Origin of the sequence: Synechococcus sp. BDU 130192 (assembly GCF_963876085.1) — a bacterium.
Lineage (GTDB): Bacteria > Cyanobacteriota > Cyanobacteriia > Cyanobacteriales > MRBY01 > MRBY01.
The window spans coordinates 203,794-221,741 of sequence record NZ_CAWNNO010000022.1; the positions used below are offsets into that span (position 1 = coordinate 203,794).

Sequence of the window (17,948 nt, forward strand, 5' to 3'; positions counted from 1 at the left end):
CTGTCTTGATGGAAAATTGCTTACAATTTCTAAACTCCCTTCAACAATGTCTTGTCTTGGCCATGGCTACCTTGAATTCAGTGCCTTTATTGCAAGATCCAGAGCGATTGCAACAACGTCTCCGGGAAATTCCAACGGAGCCTGGGGTTTATTTTATGCACAGTCGCCAGGGAGATATTCTCTACATTGGCAAATCCAAAACTCTACGGAATCGGGTGCGCTCTTATTTTCGCGATGCCCGTTTGCATTCGCCCCGCATCGAAATGATGGTGCAGCAGGTGGCGGACATTGAATTCATTGTCACGGATACGGAAGCGGAAGCCCTCGCCCTCGAAGCAAACCTGATTAAGCAGCACCAGCCCTATTACAACGTGCTGCTCAAGGATGACAAGAAATATCCCTATGTGTGTATCACCTGGTCGGAGGATTATCCGCGTTTTTTCATTACCCGCAAACGCCACATCGGCAGCAAAGGCGATCGCTACTATGGCCCCTATGTAGACACACGGTTACTGCGGCATACTCTGGGCTTAATGAAACGGATTTTTCCGCTGCGGCAACGGCGACAACCGCTGTTTAAACATCGACCCTGTTTGAACTACGACATTGGTTGCTGTCCGGGGGTTTGTCAGCAGTTGGTTTCCCCCCAGGAATATCGGCAGACGGTACAAAAGGTGGCGATGGTCTTCCAGGGGCGCAGTGGTGAACTAATTGAAACTTTAACGACCCAAATGGCCCAAGCCGCCGAAAATTTGCAGTTTGAGAAGGCGGCCCAAATCCGCGACCAAATCAAAGCAATTGGTGCGCTCAATGCCGATCAAAAGGTAAGCTTACCGGATGATCGGGTGTCCCGGGATGCGATCGCCTTGGCTGCCGATGAACGTCACTGTGCGATTCAACTTTTTCAAGTACGGGCGGGACGACTGGTGGGTCGGTTAGGCTTTTTTACGCCCCTGCCGGAAAATTTGGGGCCAGATTTAACGGTGGAGTATGGCAAAATCCTCCAGCACGTTTTGGAAGCCCACTATGCCAATGTGGATGGGGTAGAAATTCCAGCGGAAATTTTGGTGCAATATCCTCTCCGGGATCAGGAATGGTTAGGGCAATTTTTAGGCGATCGCCGGGGTAGTAAAGTACAAATCCGCCACCCCCAACGGCAAATTAAAGCGGATCTGATTGCGATGGTGGAGCGCAATGCCCAATATGAACTGAGCCGTACCCAACGCACTGCCACTAGGAATCTGGAAGCTCTGGAAGACTTAGCCAGTTTGTTGGATTTGCCGGAATTACCCAAACGCATCGAAGGCTATGACATTTCCCACATCCAGGGGTCGAATGCGGTGGCTTCCCAGGTGGTGTTTATCGATGGCATCCCTGCTAAACAAGACTATCGCCACTACAAAATCAAGAATCCTGAGATTCACATTGGCCGCTCCGATGACTTTGCCAGCATGGCGGAAATTATGCGGCGGCGCTTTAAAAAAGGCTTGGAAAAAGACTGCCCCGATTTGATCATGATTGATGGCGGGAAAGGCCAATTATCCACAGTCATGGGAGTTTTAGAGGAACTGAACCTCGCCGATAAGTTGAACGTGATTAGCCTCGCCAAAAAACAAGAGCAGGTCTATCTACCCTACGAATCCAATCCCCTTAAAAGTGAAAAGGAACAGCCTGGCATTCAACTTCTCCGCCGGGTGCGGGATGAGGCCCACCGTTTTGCGGTCAGTTTCCATCGCCAACAGCGTCTCAAGTCCAGCAGGCGATCGCAATTGGATGACATCCCTGGTTTAGGCCACCACCGCAAAAAACAACTTCTGGCCCATTTCCACTCCCTCGACTATCTCCGGGAAGCCAAACCCGAACAAATTGCGGAGGTTAGAGGAATTGGGCCGCGTCTCGCCGAGGAAGTTTTCCGCTATTTGCACGCGAGTGATTAAAGGAATCACCAAGGACAAAAATTTCGAGGTTTTTCCAGGAAGTTAACCGCTTAGGGTTCGTTGCCATAGGTCGCTAACCATTGATCTAAATCAGCACGGGACTGCATATCCAATAACGCTTCCCCCAGAGCCTCCAGCTGCAACCGAGACAACTGACGCAAACGTTTGAGTACAGCGGCATCTAACAAACCAAGACGGCGGGATAAAAGTTTTGTAAGTAGTGTGAATTCTCCCTCCTCAATCCCCTGCTGTAATCCCTGTTGTAAGCCTTGCTCTACCCCTTGGGCGATACCCCGATTGAAAATTTTTTGATAGATCACCGATTCCTGCATAAGTTCCTCCTGGAAAAATTGCTCGATCATCGCATCTGTAAACTTAATCCCAGCTAAAATTTGCGTTGCAGCCTTGAGATTTAATTGTTCTGTCCTGTCTTCGATCCTATCCAATTGCTGACTGACTTGCTGCAACAGTTGTTCGGGAGCCTGGGTTTTTGCAAGCACCGCCAAAGGCAACAAACTCGGCAACTCAAAAAAGAGCTGTGGTTCTAGCTCCCAGAGCCGAATCACCCGGTAGCGATGAGTGGTTTGTTGTTGTTGAAAATAATCCTGAAACACTTCGGGCATCGTAGTGGGCTTGAAGAAAAATAACGATTTGCTCAATCTCAAGGCGATAACGCCGATAAAGCCTCACCCAATAGTCCAACATCCGCAGGGGCATTGGTGGGTTAGAAGTAGCCACCGTTTGAAATTCAAGATGGAGAATTTTTCCAGCAGTCTCCAAGAAAAACACCCCATCCGCCCGAATTGGTTCAAGGTTCAATTCCGTATTAAGAAAGCTCACACTCTCAAGGGCTGATTCCCCCAGAAGCCAATGGACAAAAGGATGGGGATCCGTCTCTAGTAAAAACTTGAGAATGTTGTCGTAGCTCATTTCATCGAGGAACGATAGACGTTCTTAACCACATCGCTGAGGCGGGCCATTGCGGTTTCAATTTCACTATCGGTAGCTGTCAAGCTAATGCGGAGACATTGCTGCTTGTGGGGCCAGTCTTCCCGGAGACCAGGGAAAAAGGGACTGCCGGGCACAGCAATGACACCCACTGCTTTTAGTTCTTGGTACAGTTCCCAGTCGGTTATCGGCAACTCATCAAACCACAACCAAGCGAAAATGGCTCCTTCGCCTCGATGGAGATACCAGGGCACATCTTTGGGCATCGCCCGATCTAAGGCAGCTTCGAGGATTTGGATTTTGTTTTGGTAGTAGGGTCGGATCACCGTTTTGGCGATATTAGCCAAGGCTCCCGATTGGATCGCCCGGGCGGCGATCGCCTGACCATAGCGCGACGAATGAATGCAAGCATTGGTAAGAAAAGCCTGTAAAACCCCGATAAAACGCGGTTCCCCAATGGCAATCCCTACCCGTTCTCCCGGCAAGCCCGCTTTAGAGAGGCTCAGGCAGTGGATCACGTTGCCGCCAAAGAGGGGTTTCATCTCCGTGAAATTCAGAGCTGGGAAAGGAGGGGCATAGGCCGAATCAATAAATACTGGCACATCATGGACGGCAGCCAGATCAGCAATCTTTTCGGCTTCTTCGTCGCTGAGGACATTTCCCGTCGGATTACAGGGGCGCGAGAAAATTACACAGCCTGTATTTTCATCGATATTAAGCTGACTAAAATCGGGGCGATATTTAAAACGGTGGTTCGCCTGGTCAATGTCGAGGCTCGGTTTAAAGGCGCGGATGGCCTCTGGGTATAAACTCACGCCCCCATAGCCAGTGTAGTCGGGGCTGAGGGGAAGAATGATCGATTTCAGTTGGCCGACATTATCATATCCACCAAAGGCATTGGCCGCGAGGAAATAGAGGGACTGGGAGCCGGGGGTGATGAGAATATTTTCGCCCGTTAAGTTCAGGCCATAGCGTTGGTTAAAATCGGTGGCGATCGCCTCAATCAGGGGTTCATAACCCTGGGACGATCCATAGCGACAAACCACTTCCCCATATTCCGGACTATTGAGGAGATCATTAGTGCAATCACGCCAGAGCCGTTCCACTTCCGGGATAATCACCGGATTGCCCGCACTGAGGTTAATAAAATCTTGGCCTGCCCCTGCTTTTAGGGTATCGATGATGTCTTTCATGATCGCCCGCACGCCGGTTAAACGCGACATTTGCGTCCCAAATTTCGATAACAGAGGTGCCTGAGACATTGTTATTTAAGTGGCCTGAAAATTGAACTTTTTCATCTTACCGTTTCTCCGAAATTCTTCCGGGTTTTTGATACAAGACATCAAAATTCTCCGGTTTCATTGCGAGAAAGGTTTCGGCTTCCAAGTTCGTCATCAATGGCTTGAGACTTTCCGTGAGAACGCCCTGGGGATAGGTGCGGTTTGGGCTTGGGTTTGGCGATCGCCCCATGTTCAAAAAAGCAGCTTGTTGGGTCGGGGCCGTTGCTGCGGTAGAACTGGGTGCCTGGGGTAAGCGACTGAGAAATCGTTCTAATTCTGGAGAAATCGTTTCCGTGAGGCGCAGCTTGATCGCCCCCTGGGACAAGGATTGCACGTAGGCTCCCGTGAGAAACTGTTGGTAATTTTGCCCCCTAGTTTGGTGGCGCGCCAAAAAGCTCAAGCTTACCCCCCGCACCATTTGTCGGACTGGTTCTGCCGCGTTGCCCATTACCTCTGGCACCAGGGTACTTTGGGCTAAGGCACTGTCGCGATTGCTGACATCGGTGACGCTCATGTGGGTTGCGCCGTCGGCGACGACGAGATATTTTTCACCGCCCAACTGTTGAAAAGGCTTTAACTGGTGGGCCAAGCTTGGGGTTACAGTATCTTTGGTGCTGGCAACGATCAGGGTCGGAATTTTGATTTTTTCTAAACCCTGCTCCCCAAAAATTTGATCGCTGAGGGGATTAAGGGCGATCGCCTGTTTGACCCGCTCATCCCGCAAATTCAACTGGTCATAGGGGAGTTTTGCCGCCGCACATTGGAGCCAGTCCCCCGGTGCTCTGGTTAAGGGGGTTGCCCGCTGGCAGTGGGTGCGGATAGCAATGGGATCGACAACTCCTCCGGCGATCGCCAAGGCTGTATAGCCCCCGAAAGAATGACCAATCACCGTCACATTGTCCGTCGCAAAGCGGGTTGTGAGGGTTTGATCCTGGTTGAGGCGCTCCAGTTGATCCAGCACAAATTGAATATCCTTGGGCCGATCGACAAATTCCGTCGCCGGGAGCAAAGTATCAAGATTTAAGCCCGGATTAAACAGTGACTGAATATTACTGCCCGGATGATCGAGGGTGACGACGGTATAACCATGGGAGGCCAAATGCACCGCCAGATAATCGAGAAAATGACGATTTGCCGCAAATCCATGGGACAAAACCACCAACTGAGACTGGGATTGGGGGCTATCAAAAATATCAATGGGAATCGTGCGATCGCGCCTTTCATCTTGCAGAATTAAGCTTTGACGCCGCACCGTTTGGGAGCCGGGGGCTGTGGGGTTCAGGTTTGCACGTTGAAAAATCTGCGGTTCCGTACTTTCGAGGGCGTCAGTTACCCTGGGGGCAAGCAATTGATTCTGAATATTCGGTAAATTGAGTTGCAACAAGAGGCTGGCCACCGCCGTGAGATCAATGGTCAGTTCCTCCTTGGGGTAAGCCTGCAACAAATTCAGAGCACTAATTTCGACCCCCTGACCCAACACCAGATTCACCGTCGCCTGGAGATCCTGGACAGAAGTCCCCGGTAGAGCCGTTTGAATTTGCGCCAGGATTTGTTTTCCGGTCGGCGATCGCCACAACTGATCAAAAAATTGATCCGCCATCTCTGGTTCAATTTCTAAGCGTCGCTGGAGAAATTTCTGCAAATTACCATCCAAAAACACCCCGTAGGGTCGGAGGCTTTGGGGAACCTGACCCGTTTCGGCAAAGGTTTCTAAATCCCGCAATTGTAAAGTTTGTTGAAGTGGCCCTAATTTTAGCCGGAGGGTTTCGGCGGCGATCGCCTTTTCACTGGTTCCCCAGCCCAAACACAAGAGGCCAGCAATGCCCCATACCTTCAGATTTCGCAACTGCTTTTGCATATCTATCCAAATTTAATGACTATCCCCAGCCTTGCCCAGACCTGCCTTCATCTTAGAAGTTCCCAAAACAAAACCACCCCTCGATTAGAGTAGGTGGTGTCTCAACAATTAATTAGAGCAAATGGTGCATCTAAACCGCAGAGCCTACCCCTGCATATGCACCGTAGAAAAAGATACCGACAACCGCAATGACGCCCATACCAGCGACAACTGCAACGATCCAAAGTGGGATTTTTCCGCCTTCAGACATGAGAACAACCTCCGAAAAAAATAAATTAAAGGGCTGAAATTAAAGGGCTGCCAGCTTAGTTAAAGAAGTAGCTGGAAAATAGAATACCGAGCACAGCAATCAGGAGTAAACCCAGATACAAAGAAGTCCGGTTTAGTTCCACAGGCTGTCTGTTGGGATTTTGATTTCTTTCCATCGGAAGCTCCTAACGTTGAATAAACTGCATAGCGGCGATCGCCCCTAGGAAGAAAACCGAGGGTACAGCCAGGGTGTGCACCGCCAACCAACGGACGGTAAAAATCGGATAAGAAACAGGTTGGTTAGGACCGCTTGTCATAATACAAAACCTTTTAGTGAATACAGCAAAGAAAAACGCGCGTTACTTAATTGTTAAACTCATTGATCTGATCAATCGCTTTGTAACGATCAGTCACAATGGGAATCTCTTGACGAGTTTCAGTAAAGTATTGGTCAGGACGGGGTGTCCCGAAAGTATCGTAAGCCAAGCCAGTGCTCACAAAGAGCCAGCCAGCAATAAATAACATCGGAATGGTGATGCTGTGAATAACCCAGTAGCGAATACTGGTCACAATGTCAGAAAACGGGCGTTCTCCGGTAGAACCTGCCATGCGACTATTCTCCTCTCAATTGTTAATGAAAAAAAACTTATTAAACAAATTAGCCTATATCATACGGAATTAACAGACACTCCCACAATAGAATGAGTTGCCCTTAGGCCGCTTCCGTGGATGTATCGTACCGTAAAATCACCCCCTGTTGCCCAAGGATGAAGCCTTTATTCTCATTTAAGAAAACGACTCGGTAAAAGTTTGTCGGGATCTCTTCTAGGGCAGCGTCCCGGAACCAAGTGTCGCCACCATCTTTACTCACAACAACACTGCCACTACCACCGACGGCCCATAGTTCTGCGGGGGTACGATAGCCAATGTGCAACAAACCAACACTGTTGCGATACTGCGGTGTCACCGGTTCGCTCCAGGCTTCTGCATTGTCTGGATTTGTATCGTCGCTAAATTGCACAACTCCTCCACGGGCTAACAACCAGAGTTTATCTTCGCCATTAAAGCCCATGCTCTGGAGGCGACGGGAAGAATTCCGGTTATGGGGCGTCCATTCTGTGTCCCCAGGCGACCAAGTGGAATAAAAATTACCCCGGGCAGAAACGGCCACATACTTACCATCAGCAGAGCGTTCAATGGTACGGGCAACGCCAACGGCACCTTCGACAAGGGCTTTCCAGTTTTTGCCGCCGTCGGTGGTTTTGTAAATAGCCCCAAGATCGGTGACCATTTCGGCGGTGTTTGGCCCTAGGGCGGTGATGTTGTAGGGGGCACCGGGCAATTGACTGCTGAGGGCGATGCGACTCCAGTGCTCACCACCATCGTCGGTGTGGAGCAGGATCGAAGGCCGTCCGGTAATCCAGCCTTCTTGGCCAGAGAAGCTAACACCGGTAAAACTTTCTTTTTCGTCACCGAGATCGATAACTCGCTCGGCCCAGGTTTTGCCGCCATCGGTAGTTTCAAAGAGGGTTTCTTTGGTACCGACAAGCCAGCCATGTTGGAGGTCGTCGGTAAAGGCAATATTGGCAAAGGTCGAATCGGTATTTAAGTCGATTTCTTGCCAGGGATTTTCGCTAATGGTTGGTGCTTGGACACAGCCGATGCACAATACCAAAACGGCGATCGCCGCAATGGCTTTTTTTAAGGGTTTTAATAGACCTAAAACTGAAGTCATAGCGCAATATAAAAGCAATAAAAGTAAAAATTTGGAATTAAGACAAGGCTTTGCTATGGGGGTCTTTAGTCCAGACCATAAAGGCTCAGGAAGAAAAGGATTGCCAAGCCCATGGCCCCAAAAATGAGTAGGTTTTTTTGGTTGGAGCTGAGATTATTCACGCCAAAACCATATTTCAGATTTTCTTCAAAACCTGAGGGGGCATCCGCTGCACCAATATTGCGAAATTGGGCGCGATCAACGCTGCAAACAGGACAGTTCCAAATGAGGGGCAGATCTTCAAAGGCGGTGCCCGGTGGTGTGTTGGTACGGCTTTCTCCCTTTGCAGGGGTGTAAATGTAACCGCAGCTGGGGCATTCGTAACTGGCGGGAGCCTTTTCGGCGAGGGTTTTTTCTATGGGGCGATCGCTCATCGTTCAGAGGGTATTTGACTAGCAAACCAAGGAAGTAATTATGAAAAATTATGACATAATCCGTAAACTTTCTTTAATTTATGAATCTGGCCAGCGGTATAAAGTGCAAAGTCAGCTTTTTCGTTTGCGGCGATAAATCCGGAGCAGTCACCACGGGGAAAGGCGATCGCCCTAGGGACAAATTAGGGGAGAAGCTATACTTTGATTAATTTTATGGCATTGCTGCAGATCCCTCCGGGGCAAGCTAGAACGTCCGCATGACAGATTCTTTTGATCTTACGTTGCAAATTATCATCACCGTCTTTGCGGGCATTAGTGCCCAGGTGTGTGGTGAGTTTTTAAAGATTCCGAGCATTGTGCTCCTCCTGATTTTTGGCATTGCCCTGGGGGGAGATGGCTTCGGGATCTTGCATCCGAGTGAATTTGGCGTCGGCCTGGAGGTCTTGGTCGCCCTAGCGGTGGCCGTCATCCTGTTTGAGGGAGGGTTAAATCTCAAACTCAAAGAATTAAATGAAGTTTCCGGGAGCCTCCGTAACCTCGTCAGCATCGGTACTTTAATCACTTTGGTGGGGGGAGGTCTTGCGGCCCATTACCTCGCTGAGTTTCCCTGGGCGATCGCCTTTTTGTATGCCTCTTTGGTGGTGGTGACGGGGCCGACGGTGGTGGGGCCGCTCCTGAAACAAGTGGCCGTTGACCGTAAGGTGGCAACCCTCCTGGAGGGGGAGGGCGTATTGATCGACCCAGTGGGGGCCATCCTGGCGGTGGTGGTACTCGATACGATTTTGAACGTTGATGCGGGCCTGGGGGAAGTGGCCAGTGGCTTGGCCCTCCGTTTGGGGATCGGGGCCGTTATTGGGGCCGCTGGTGGCTGGCTAATGGGTCAATTTTTGCGCCTGGCGAACTTCCTGTCTGAAGATTTAAAAAATTTGTTGGTGTTGGCGGGAATCTGGGGCCTCTTTGGTTTTGCCCAGTCGGTGCGAGGAGAATCGGGCTTAATGACAGCGGTGGTGGCGGGGATTGTTCTCCGGGCCTTTTCCATCCCAGAAGAGCGGCTACTACGGCGGTTTAAGAGTCAGCTCACGGTTCTTTGTGTGTCCGTTTTGTTTATTTTATTGGCGGCGGATTTGTCCATTGCCAGTATCTTTGCCCTGGGTTGGGGCAGTTTCTTTACGGTGGCGGTGCTGATGTTTGTGGTACGCCCCATTAGCGTTGCCCTTTGTACGGCCAATAGCGATCTAGATTGGAAGCAGAAATTTTTTGTTGCTTGGGTTGCGCCACGGGGCATCGTCTCGGCCTCGGTCGCCTCTCTATTTGCGATTATTTTGACGGAAAAAGGGTTTAACGGTGGTGCTTCTATCAAAGCTTTGGTTTTTTTGACAATTTTGATGACGGTATTTATCCAAGGCTTGTCGGCCAAATGGATTGCGCGGCAGTTAAAAATTACCTCCATTGAGGCGCGGGGAGCGGTGATCGTTGGTTCTAGTCCCCTCAGTCGCCTGTTGGCCCAGCTGTTTCAGCAGCAGGGGGAGTCGGTGGTGATCATCGATACAGACCCCAAAGCCTGTGAAGCGGCCCGCACGGAGCAGTTGGAAGTGTACCAAAGCAGCGCCCTAGATGGAGATGTGCTAGAGGAAATTGGCATTAGCTCCATGGGAGCCTTTGTCGCCCTCACCACCAACGGGGAAGTCAATTTAGTGTTGGCCCAACGGATCATGGAAGAGTTTCATCCGCCGAGGGTAGCGGCGTTTTTTGAACAGGGGGATCCGGACAATGCGATCGCCAACAAGGGCAAGATCAGTCAGGTCTTTGGGGGCGGCTTTTCTGTCAAAGTTTGGAATCAATATATCCTTGATCAACAGGTCAAATTAGGAAAAACAACCATTGGCCCCAGGGATAAAAACCAGACTTTACCCTTCCAAACCCTCATTGATGCCGGTAAATTTTTGCCCCTGCTCATCCGCCGCCAAGCCAGCCTCATGATCGTGCGATCGCTAGAGGATCTCAAGGCCGAAGACGAACTTATTTACCTCCTCCATGACCCCCGACCTCAGCTTCTAAAACGACTTTCGGGGGGAATGCAAGCGCCGCGCCTCCTCTTAGAAACATTACCGGAAGTGGAAAAATTACCCCGCTCTCCCCAGGCGATCGCCCCGGCTGCCCTGCCTGAGCTTCCAGAGAACAGTTAAAATAGGGTCATGTTCAGCCCATAGATTGTGTGGAAATCATCGAGCAGCCATGACACAAACAACTACTGCCCCCGGCATCCAACTCACTGAAACCGCCCTCAAGCACGTCCTGATGCTCCGCGAACAACAGGGCCAAGACCTCTGGTTGCGGGTGGGTGTGCGCCAGGGGGGATGTTCGGGAATGTCCTACATGATGGACTTTGATCGCCCCGACAATGTCAGCGAACATGATGAAGTATTTGACTACGAAGGCGGTTTTAAGATCATCTGCGATCGCAAAAGTATGCTTTATCTCTATGGCCTCGTCCTGGATTACAGCAATGCAATGATTGGCGGTGGGTTCCAGTTCACCAACCCCAATGCCAACCAAACCTGTGGTTGTGGGAAATCTTTTGGGGTTTAATAGAAAATCGCGTCTTTGCCCCTCATGCGGTCGGCAAGGTGCCTGTTTTTTATGAGCCCGAATGACAACTATGACCGAATTAACCATCGAACAACGGTTTGAAGCTGGTTTTAAGCGTTACGATGCCGGCGAGTCCCCGGATGCCCTGCTGCCAGAATTTATCGAAATCTGTCGGCTAGACCCGAAAAATGCCGCCGCCTGGAGCTGTGTAGCTTGGTTACATTTACTCCGGGGGAAAGCAGACCTCGCCCTCCCCGCCGCCCAACGCAGTGTCAAAATTGACCATCGTAATCCCCAAGCCCATGTAAATCTCGCCCTCGCGCTCCTTGGTACTGGGGGTAAAGGGGTACGCAAACACATCGAACTGGTGCAAAAGGTGATGGATTTCAGTGAAGAGGTGCGCCAAGATATTTTTGAAAATATTGACGATGGCCTCAAGCGGAGACCGGATTGGAAAGAGTTGGCCAAGGTGAAAAACTGGCTGTCTGAGTAAACAACAGTAGAGGTGATTATTGGCGTGAAGCATTATTTTACCGGCCTAACCGCAGATCAGTTTCGCCATCCCCTAGATCAAGAAGCCACTGCCGCCCTCCGCCGCCTCCCTGGTTTGGATCTGTTGGTACGCTCTTTTTTGGGGTCAACGGCAGAGCAGGTTTTTCAGTTCAATAATCTCGCGTCGAGCATTTTGGTGGGCGATCGCCAACTGCCCCACCTCCATCACCTCCTCCAGGAAGCCGCCCAAGTACTGGATCTGACGCCGCCGGATCTCTACATCCAACAAAATCCTGTGCCCAATGCCTATACCTTTGCCATGCGGGGCCAAAAACCCTTTATGGTGATCCACACGGCCCTGGTCGAAATCCTCACAGAAGCAGAACTCCAGGCGGTTATGGCCCACGAACTGGGGCACCTCAAGTGCGAACATGGCGTCTATCTGACCCTGGCAAATCTGCTGATGCTGGCCACCAATGCCCTCCCGGTGTGGGGAAGCCTACTGTCCCAGTCTCTGCAAAATCAGATGTTGGCCTGGTTACGTTGTGCGGAACTGAGTTGCGATCGCGCTGCTTTTTTGGTGAGTCAGGATCCAAAAATTATGATGTCGGTGCTGATGAAATTAGCGGGAGGCTCGCCGAGTTTGGCCCCGTTGTTGAACCTGGATGCTTTCATGGAACAGGCCAAAACCTACGAACATTTGAGTCAAAATCAGTTGGGTCAACTGTTGCAGGAAACTCAAACTACCCAACTCACCCATCCCCTGCCGGTGGTGCGCGCCCAGGAAATCTGGCGGTGGGCGAGTTCCCAGGAATATTCCCTCTTGCTTCAAAACAGAGATTCAGTTTATAATCACAAAGGTTCATCCAAGGGCGGATGGCGAAATTGGTAGACGCACCACACTCAAAATGTGGCGACTTCGGTCATGGGGGTTCAAGTCCCCCTCTGCCCATCTAAAAATAGTTTTGAAGTATTTAAGCTTCTAGATACTGTCGGTAACGCTGCTGAAGTGAAAATTTTTCACCTTAAGGGCCGGAACCACGGTGCTGCCGTGGCGTTCTGGGGTGGCGATCGCCTCCACATCCCGGAGTAAATCGGGCAAAGATTGATTAAAACGTAGATTACAGATCGGGTAAGCGAGTTTGCCGTTTTCGATCCAAAAAGTGCCGTCGCGGGTCATACCTGTAAATTCGAGGGTTTGGGGATTCACTGCCTGCACATACCAAGCACGATTGATAAAAATTCCCCGTTCTGTCTGGGCAATTAAATCAGCGACAGTCTGGTCACTGCCCGTCATCACCAGAGGGAAAAGGCTTCCTGTGGGTTTCTGGCCGGTTTGCTGCGCCCAGTAACGGTCATAGCTCAGGGTTCTCGGAATCCCTTCAGTGGCGATCGCCAATGGATTACAGGGCAAACCCTGACTATCAAAAGCTCCGGTTTGTAACAGGGGATGGGTCGGATCACGGTATAGATTCACCAATGGGCTAAAAAGTTGTTCACCGAGGGGATGTTTGGCAAAATAACTGCGTCCCTCGGCGGCAGCCCGTGCCGACATATACCAAACTAAACGGGGGATCAGATTAGCAACTGCTCCGGCTCCCAGAACCACTGGGTAAGTACCAGGTTCAACCCGACGGGGATTTTGTGATCGCTTTGCCCGCTCCATGGTCGTCAGTACCATTTGCTCGATAGGCAACTCATCAATCCCCCAGGCCGTGCGACTCTGCCAACTGGAGCCATTACCAATTTTGGCCGTGTAACTAAATTCTGCCTGGGTTTGGCGATCGCCTGCCCGTAAGCCCACCGAATTTCCCAGGGCATACACCTTAGCACTGGTACTTAAAATTCCTGACCCGTTTACCCCGGCTGCCTCGCTCCACTGGCATACCTGCTGAATTAATTCCCCCCGCTGTAAAGGCGATCGCTGCAACGTTGCGGCATCAAATTTTGCCGTCCGCGCTGCGTACACTTGTTTCGCTAAAAGCGGTACCCATTCAGGATCCTCTGGGGCAAGCCTCGCTAAATCTTCACTCCGCCGTAATGCCACCTGGATCTGCTCCCAGTCTTGTTCGACGGTGGTGACACTGGCACTACGGGAGCCGAAAGAACTTGTAATTGTTATTTCAAACTGATTTTTCTGCAAATTTTGTCGAATTTGGTTCTCCCCAAATCGGCCTAGGGTAGATTCCCGTTCGGCGATCGCCACCATTACCCCGTCCGATTCCGCCGCCCGAATAATTTTTTCAATCCAGTCAAAGGCCTGAGCTTGGGAAATTAATTGCGATGCCGTCGCTACCATGTCGAGTGCTGTCCATTGAAACTTTTTCTATTAAAACAATAAAAACCCTTCCACCGCAGTCGATAGAAGGGAGAATGCTTGGCGGAAAATATTTAGGTCATCTAAATGAATAGCCGCTCATTGAATCTGTTGGCTCAATACAAGACTTACTCTGCCCAGGCCGTATGGAAAAACTCACCCCGGGATTTATCGGTTCGTTCGTAGGTGTGGGCCCCAAAGTAATCCCGCTGGGCTTGGGTCAGATTTTGGGGTAAACGCGCCCGACGATAGCTATCAAAATAATCTAACGAGGCGCTAAAAGCTGGTACTGCAATCCCCAATTCATTTGCCGCCAAAATAACTGTCCGCCACGCAGTTTGGCGATCGATAATTGACTGTTTAAATTCCGGCGCCAGTAACAAATTCGGCAGATTTGGATTTTCCACATAGGCCGCCTTAATCTTGTCGAGGAAGCCCGCCCGAATGATACAGCCCCCCTTCCAGATCCGCGCCGTTTCACCGAGGTCTAGGTTGTAGCCATACTCCGCTGAAGCTTTACCCAGCAGGGCCATCCCTTGGGCATAGGAACACATCTTCGAGCAATAAAGCGCATCCCGTACTTGGTTAATAAAGGTTTTAATATCACCCCGATAAACGCGCTCCGGTGAGGGTAACTCCAAGGATGCGGCTTTCCGTTCATCTTTATAGGCTGACATCACCCTTGCATTCACAGCGGCATAGATCGTCGGAATTGGCACACCCAACTCCAGGGAACTCACCACTGTCCAGCGTCCAGTGCCCTTTTGCCCTGCACTGTCGAGGATCAGTTCTACCAGGGGCTGATTGGTTTCAGGGTCAATTTTTTTAAAAATATCAGCGGTAATCTCAATTAAGAAAGAATTGAGCTCATCGGTTTGATTCCATTCCGTAAAGACCTCATGGAGTTCCGTATGGTTTAGCTTTGCGGCGTTTGCTAAGAGATCGTAGGCTTCGGCGATCAGCTGCATATCACCGTACTCAATGCCATTGTGCACCATTTTGACGTAGTGACCTGCACCGCCTGGCCCAATAAAGGTAACGCAGGGGCCATCATTGACCTGGGCGGCAACTTTTGTCAGGATCGGTTCGAGCTCCCTATAAGCGGCTTCTGTTCCACCGGGCATCAGACTAGGGCCGTTGAGGGCACCTTCTTCGCCACCACTGACTCCCATACCAACGAAACCTAAACCTGTGGCTTCGAGATCCTTGGTGCGACGTTCAGTGTCTTCATAGAGGGAATTACCGCCATCAATGATCATGTCGCCTTCTTCTAGAAGCGGTTTGAGGTCATTGATTACATAGTCAACGGGAGCCCCGGCTTTAACCATCACCAAAATTTTGCGGGGACGTTCGAGGAGTTGGACAAATTCTTCGAGGCTATAGGCGGCTTTGATGTCCTTGCCGACGGCGCGGGTCGCCATAAATTCTTCTGTTTTGCTGGCGGTGCGGTTGTACACGGCAATCGGGAAGCCATTACGTTCAACGTTGAGGGCTAGGTTTTCGCCCATTACCGCGAGGCCGATGACGCCAAAGGTTCGTTTAGTCATATTGAGTGTTGAGTTGTTTTTCTAAGCGTGTGAGGTCTTCTTTTCTTTTACGTTAGCGTGTGGGTCTGATCTTGCTCAGAATTCGGTCATTATTTGTCGTGTTTCTTAAATATCGATCAAGGATCTGTGAAAAGTTCTTCAAATTATTGTGAGTTCGTGACGGTTTAAGGTTGATTTAAGACTTCACTATGGTGGTTTTGCCTTTTTTAAAACGGTGATTATCTCGGTTTATCAAGGCTTTAGGCCATATTTTTCTAATTTTTAGTTTATCGTTGCGACCAAGATCAATGGAAGAAAATACGGAAATAAATGTCACCAAAAGGCCTATAAAGTCGACAGATTCCATACATTATTGTTTTGAGTTGAAGCAATTTTTATTGGAAAAGTTTATCGAAAAATATTTCTTATTCTGGTTGGGGGTAAGAGTCCCAGAGGGCTGTTTTTTGGCGTAGGCTGCCGAAGTTATCACGGCCAAGGATCAGGTGATCAAGGAGGGGAATGCCGAGAATTTGGGCAGATTGTAGTAAGCGTTCGGTGAGTTGTAAATCTTCGGGGCTGGGATCGACATTACCGGAAGGATGATTGTGGGCGATGATCAAGCGGGTGGCTCCATGTTTGATGACTTCGCGGAAAATTTCCCTGGGATGGGCTAGGGTTTCGGTGGCCAAACCAATGGTAACAACCCTCGTGGCGATTAGGGTATTTTTCACATCGAGGCAGAGGACGGCAAAGCGTTCTTGGTCTTGCCACATGAGATCATTGCTGAGGGCGATCGCCGCTGCTTCGGGACTATCAACGATGATTTTTTCGCTGGGTTTGGCCTGGAAAATTCGTTTGCCAAGTTCGATCCCGGCGAGGATCTGGGCAGCTTTGGCAAGGCCCACTCCGGGGATGCTGGTCAGTTCCTGGGGGGTCGTGTGGCGCAACACATCAAAGGGATCCCGCTTACCCTGGCTGCAGGTTTGCAAAATAAATTGGGCAAGGCCGACGGCGGAGAGGTTGCGGTGGCGATCGCCAGTGCTGATCAAGATGGCAATTAATTCGGCATTGGATAAATATTTGGCCCCCACTGCCACCAGGCGTTCGCGCGGTCGTTCGCTAGCGGGAATATCTTGGATCCGGGGGCTGTAGTTCATCTAGTTCTTAACAGATCAATGCACACAACTTGACGATGGGAATTTCATTATTCGTTAGTCTTGGTGACCTCGATGCGATCGCCTGCTTGCAGATTAATTTCCTTCGCCAAACCGCCCCGAATTTCAATCACTTGATCAATATTGACGGTCGTTGGCGGCCCATAGGTGGGACAAGGATCATTTTCACAAGGGGGGACATCATGGGCGATCGCCTGCACGACTCCCTCCCGGAGAAAAATCATATCCAGATTGATCAAGCAATTTTTCATCCAGAAACTGACTGGACGGGCGGGATCAAATTCAAATAACATCCCCCGATTATCCGGTAAAAATTCCCGATACATCAGTCCTAACCGCTGTTGTTCTGCGGTTTCTGCAACTTCTAACCCAAACCGTTGCTCCGATCCCACGATCTTGGCCGTTGCCGTAATCGGGAGCATTTGCCCCTGGGGTCTGGGGGCGGATTGGCTTACCGGGGTCTCACTGGGAGGCGTACTGAGGCCAGAATCATCAACCGGAAATGGGACACACCCAACCAAGACGGTGCCACAGAGAGCCAGACAAAGACGGGAAGTAAAAGACATGGTGCTTAGTTAAATGGTGGAGATCGAAGGGAAGTAGTTGCCAGGCATTTTAAAACCTAGGGATCTTTTTTGAGGACATAACCGACTCCCCGCACAGTTTGAATTAGGCGTTTCTGGCCTTTTGCTTCAATTTTAAGGCGTAAATAACGAATATAGACTTCAATCACGTTAGATTCCCCTTGAAATTCGTTGCCCCAGACATTTTCAAGGATTTGCTCCCGTGTTAAGACCTGTTGGGGATGGGACATCAAATATTTCAACAGTTCAAATTCTTTGACTGTTAGTTCAATGGGACGGGGCGAGTCGCTACTTTGGCCTGGCGATCGCCACACCTGACGGGTATTGAGATCTAAGATTAAATCCCCAAAAAAAAGTTGCTCCCGTTGGCCTGTTTGGGGCTGGAGATAAATTTCGAGGAGTCGTAAAAAGCGTTCCTGTTGGTAGGGTTGCAGCACATAATCATCGGCACCCGCTTCCAGGCAGATCACCCTTTCCTCAACGCGATCCTGGGTCACCAGAAATAAAATGGGCCGCACAAATTGCGCTTTGCGGAGACTGCGACAAAAGTCGATCCCCCGTTGTCCCAGGAGGGGATAGTCCACAATTACCATGCCTGCTGGTAACTGTTGGAGGCGTTGTTGGGCTTGCTCTACCGTTTCAACGGTAATGGTTTGATAGCCGAGATCGGCAAGATCTAGGGTGGCCCGTTGTGTAAACTCTTGATCCGTCCCAACGAGGAGAACATAGGCTAAACCATCGGCGGCATATTGGCTTTGGGGCATATCAAGCTATCGAAATCTTCCGAACAAAGAAAAATAAATGTGGCTAAATAAAAAAGCTCAAGGGGTAATCTTTTTGATTCT

20 protein-coding genes and 1 tRNA gene are annotated in these 17,948 nt (G+C 50.2%); 6 read left to right on the forward strand and 15 right to left on the reverse strand.

Features of this window, described 5'->3' with window-relative positions; genetic code table 11:
- Positions 1–62 precede the first annotated feature (62 nt).
- A complete protein-coding gene (gene uvrC, locus AACT35_RS07745; RefSeq protein WP_099240465.1) occupies positions 63–1,937 on the forward strand; it encodes an excinuclease ABC subunit UvrC in 1,875 nt (624 codons plus the stop codon).
- Between the two features lie 50 nt (positions 1,938–1,987).
- On the opposite strand, the gene AACT35_RS07750 is transcribed toward uvrC, so the two are convergent.
- From AACT35_RS07750 to AACT35_RS07795, 10 genes are all read right to left on the reverse strand, one after another.
- A complete protein-coding gene (locus tag AACT35_RS07750; protein WP_254048061.1) occupies positions 1,988–2,560 on the reverse strand; it encodes a DUF4351 domain-containing protein in 573 nt (190 codons plus the stop codon).
- On the reverse strand, positions 2,463–2,867 hold the full coding sequence (locus AACT35_RS07755; RefSeq protein ID WP_254048062.1) for a hypothetical protein: 405 nt from the start codon (positions 2,865–2,867) through the stop codon (positions 2,463–2,465). Before AACT35_RS07755 ends, AACT35_RS07750 begins: the two co-directional genes overlap by 98 nt.
- Positions 2,864–4,147, reverse strand: coding sequence for a valine--pyruvate transaminase (locus AACT35_RS07760; protein ID WP_099240346.1), 1,284 nt, complete (start codon positions 4,145–4,147; stop codon positions 2,864–2,866). The genes AACT35_RS07755 and AACT35_RS07760 overlap by 4 nt, the downstream gene beginning before the upstream one ends.
- Before the next feature lie 37 nt (positions 4,148–4,184).
- Positions 4,185–6,023, reverse strand: a complete 1,839-nt coding sequence (locus tag AACT35_RS07765) for an alpha/beta hydrolase (protein ID WP_254048063.1) — start codon at positions 6,021–6,023, stop codon at positions 4,185–4,187.
- A gap of 130 nt (positions 6,024–6,153) precedes the next feature.
- Positions 6,154–6,273, reverse strand: a complete 120-nt coding sequence (locus tag AACT35_RS07770; protein ID WP_012305869.1) for a photosystem II reaction center protein J — start codon at positions 6,271–6,273, stop codon at positions 6,154–6,156.
- 55 nt (positions 6,274–6,328) lie between these two features.
- The gene (locus tag AACT35_RS07775; protein ID WP_012305868.1) at positions 6,329–6,448 is read right to left on the reverse strand and encodes a photosystem II reaction center protein L; all 120 of its coding nucleotides are present in this window, start codon (positions 6,446–6,448) and stop codon (positions 6,329–6,331) included.
- A 9-nt stretch (positions 6,449–6,457) separates the two neighbouring features.
- A complete protein-coding gene (gene psbF, locus AACT35_RS07780; protein WP_012305867.1) occupies positions 6,458–6,589 on the reverse strand; it encodes a cytochrome b559 subunit beta in 132 nt (43 codons plus the stop codon).
- Between the two features lie 46 nt (positions 6,590–6,635).
- A complete protein-coding gene (psbE, locus tag AACT35_RS07785; RefSeq protein ID WP_012305866.1) occupies positions 6,636–6,881 on the reverse strand; it encodes a cytochrome b559 subunit alpha in 246 nt (81 codons plus the stop codon).
- Positions 6,882–6,984: 103 nt separating this feature from the next.
- Entirely contained in the window at positions 6,985–8,007 is a 1,023-nt protein-coding gene (locus tag AACT35_RS07790) for a photosynthesis system II assembly factor Ycf48 (RefSeq protein ID WP_012305865.1), read from the reverse strand.
- 65 nt (positions 8,008–8,072) lie between these two features.
- Positions 8,073–8,420 carry a rubredoxin gene (locus AACT35_RS07795; RefSeq protein ID WP_012305864.1) on the reverse strand — a complete coding sequence of 116 codons (348 nt, stop codon included), beginning with the start codon at positions 8,418–8,420 and terminating at the stop codon, positions 8,073–8,075.
- Between the two features lie 257 nt (positions 8,421–8,677).
- Between AACT35_RS07795 and AACT35_RS07800 the strand changes: the two genes are divergently transcribed.
- The 5 genes from AACT35_RS07800 (at position 8,678) to AACT35_RS07820 (ending at position 12,453) form a co-directional block, all read left to right on the forward strand.
- Positions 8,678–10,606, forward strand: a complete 1,929-nt coding sequence (locus AACT35_RS07800) for a cation:proton antiporter (protein WP_099240350.1) — start codon at positions 8,678–8,680, stop codon at positions 10,604–10,606.
- Between the two features lie 49 nt (positions 10,607–10,655).
- Positions 10,656–11,009 carry a HesB/IscA family protein gene (locus tag AACT35_RS07805; RefSeq protein WP_030006037.1) on the forward strand — a complete coding sequence of 118 codons (354 nt, stop codon included), beginning with the start codon at positions 10,656–10,658 and terminating at the stop codon, positions 11,007–11,009.
- A gap of 61 nt (positions 11,010–11,070) precedes the next feature.
- Complete coding sequence (locus tag AACT35_RS07810) at positions 11,071–11,502, forward strand: tetratricopeptide repeat protein (RefSeq protein WP_232321429.1); 432 nt, start codon at positions 11,071–11,073, stop codon at positions 11,500–11,502.
- A 24-nt stretch (positions 11,503–11,526) separates the two neighbouring features.
- On the forward strand, positions 11,527–12,393 hold the full coding sequence (locus tag AACT35_RS07815; protein ID WP_173867255.1) for a M48 family metallopeptidase: 867 nt from the start codon (positions 11,527–11,529) through the stop codon (positions 12,391–12,393).
- Positions 12,372–12,453, forward strand: a tRNA-Leu gene (locus AACT35_RS07820). Before AACT35_RS07815 ends, AACT35_RS07820 begins: the two co-directional genes overlap by 22 nt.
- A 30-nt stretch (positions 12,454–12,483) precedes the next feature.
- Here the strand turns inward: AACT35_RS07820 and AACT35_RS07825 are convergent.
- The 5 genes from AACT35_RS07825 to nblR all read right to left on the reverse strand — a co-directional run bounded on the left by AACT35_RS07825 (position 12,484) and on the right by nblR (position 17,867).
- The gene (locus AACT35_RS07825) at positions 12,484–13,800 is read right to left on the reverse strand and encodes a TldD/PmbA family protein (RefSeq protein ID WP_099240352.1); all 1,317 of its coding nucleotides are present in this window, start codon (positions 13,798–13,800) and stop codon (positions 12,484–12,486) included.
- Positions 13,801–13,946: 146 nt separating this feature from the next.
- Positions 13,947–15,365, reverse strand: coding sequence for a decarboxylating NADP(+)-dependent phosphogluconate dehydrogenase (gene gnd, locus AACT35_RS07830; RefSeq protein ID WP_012305858.1), 1,419 nt, complete (start codon positions 15,363–15,365; stop codon positions 13,947–13,949).
- A gap of 404 nt (positions 15,366–15,769) precedes the next feature.
- The gene (gene radC, locus AACT35_RS07835) at positions 15,770–16,501 is read right to left on the reverse strand and encodes a RadC family protein (protein WP_030006034.1); all 732 of its coding nucleotides are present in this window, start codon (positions 16,499–16,501) and stop codon (positions 15,770–15,772) included.
- A gap of 47 nt (positions 16,502–16,548) precedes the next feature.
- Entirely contained in the window at positions 16,549–17,085 is a 537-nt protein-coding gene (locus AACT35_RS07840) for a DUF192 domain-containing protein (protein ID WP_065709927.1), read from the reverse strand.
- A gap of 56 nt (positions 17,086–17,141) precedes the next feature.
- Positions 17,142–17,867, reverse strand: a complete 726-nt coding sequence (nblR, locus tag AACT35_RS07845; protein ID WP_012305855.1) for a response regulator transcription factor NblR — start codon at positions 17,865–17,867, stop codon at positions 17,142–17,144.
- Positions 17,868–17,948: the final 81 nt, after the last annotated feature.

What these genes read in the sequence shown, in the direction of transcription:
- AACT35_RS07795 (WP_012305864.1), bottom strand. Translation starts at nt 8,420, where the DNA reads ATGAGCGATCGCCCCATAGAAAAAACCCTCGCCGAAAAGGCTCCCGCC.
- psbE (WP_012305866.1), bottom strand. Translation starts at nt 6,881, where the DNA reads ATGGCAGGTTCTACCGGAGAACGCCCGTTTTCTGACATTGTGACCAGT.
- AACT35_RS07755 (WP_254048062.1), bottom strand. Translation starts at nt 2,867, where the DNA reads ATGAGCTACGACAACATTCTCAAGTTTTTACTAGAGACGGATCCCCAT.
- psbF (WP_012305867.1), bottom strand. Translation starts at nt 6,589, where the DNA reads ATGACAAGCGGTCCTAACCAACCTGTTTCTTATCCGATTTTTACCGTC.
- nblR (WP_012305855.1), bottom strand. Translation starts at nt 17,867, where the DNA reads ATGCCCCAAAGCCAATATGCCGCCGATGGTTTAGCCTATGTTCTCCTC.
- AACT35_RS07840 (WP_065709927.1), bottom strand. Translation starts at nt 17,085, where the DNA reads ATGTCTTTTACTTCCCGTCTTTGTCTGGCTCTCTGTGGCACCGTCTTG.
- radC (WP_030006034.1), bottom strand. Translation starts at nt 16,501, where the DNA reads ATGAACTACAGCCCCCGGATCCAAGATATTCCCGCTAGCGAACGACCG.
- AACT35_RS07790 (WP_012305865.1), bottom strand. Translation starts at nt 8,007, where the DNA reads ATGACTTCAGTTTTAGGTCTATTAAAACCCTTAAAAAAAGCCATTGCG.
- AACT35_RS07810 (WP_232321429.1), top strand. Translation starts at nt 11,071, where the DNA reads ATGACAACTATGACCGAATTAACCATCGAACAACGGTTTGAAGCTGGT.
- AACT35_RS07760 (WP_099240346.1), bottom strand. Translation starts at nt 4,147, where the DNA reads ATGTCTCAGGCACCTCTGTTATCGAAATTTGGGACGCAAATGTCGCGT.
- uvrC (WP_099240465.1), top strand. Translation starts at nt 63, where the DNA reads ATGGCTACCTTGAATTCAGTGCCTTTATTGCAAGATCCAGAGCGATTG.
- AACT35_RS07825 (WP_099240352.1), bottom strand. Translation starts at nt 13,800, where the DNA reads ATGGTAGCGACGGCATCGCAATTAATTTCCCAAGCTCAGGCCTTTGAC.
- AACT35_RS07750 (WP_254048061.1), bottom strand. Translation starts at nt 2,560, where the DNA reads ATGCCCGAAGTGTTTCAGGATTATTTTCAACAACAACAAACCACTCAT.
- AACT35_RS07765 (WP_254048063.1), bottom strand. Translation starts at nt 6,023, where the DNA reads ATGCAAAAGCAGTTGCGAAATCTGAAGGTATGGGGCATTGCTGGCCTC.
- AACT35_RS07775 (WP_012305868.1), bottom strand. Translation starts at nt 6,448, where the DNA reads ATGGAAAGAAATCAAAATCCCAACAGACAGCCTGTGGAACTAAACCGG.
- AACT35_RS07800 (WP_099240350.1), top strand. Translation starts at nt 8,678, where the DNA reads ATGACAGATTCTTTTGATCTTACGTTGCAAATTATCATCACCGTCTTT.
- gnd (WP_012305858.1), bottom strand. Translation starts at nt 15,365, where the DNA reads ATGACTAAACGAACCTTTGGCGTCATCGGCCTCGCGGTAATGGGCGAA.
- AACT35_RS07770 (WP_012305869.1), bottom strand. Translation starts at nt 6,273, where the DNA reads ATGTCTGAAGGCGGAAAAATCCCACTTTGGATCGTTGCAGTTGTCGCT.
- AACT35_RS07805 (WP_030006037.1), top strand. Translation starts at nt 10,656, where the DNA reads ATGACACAAACAACTACTGCCCCCGGCATCCAACTCACTGAAACCGCC.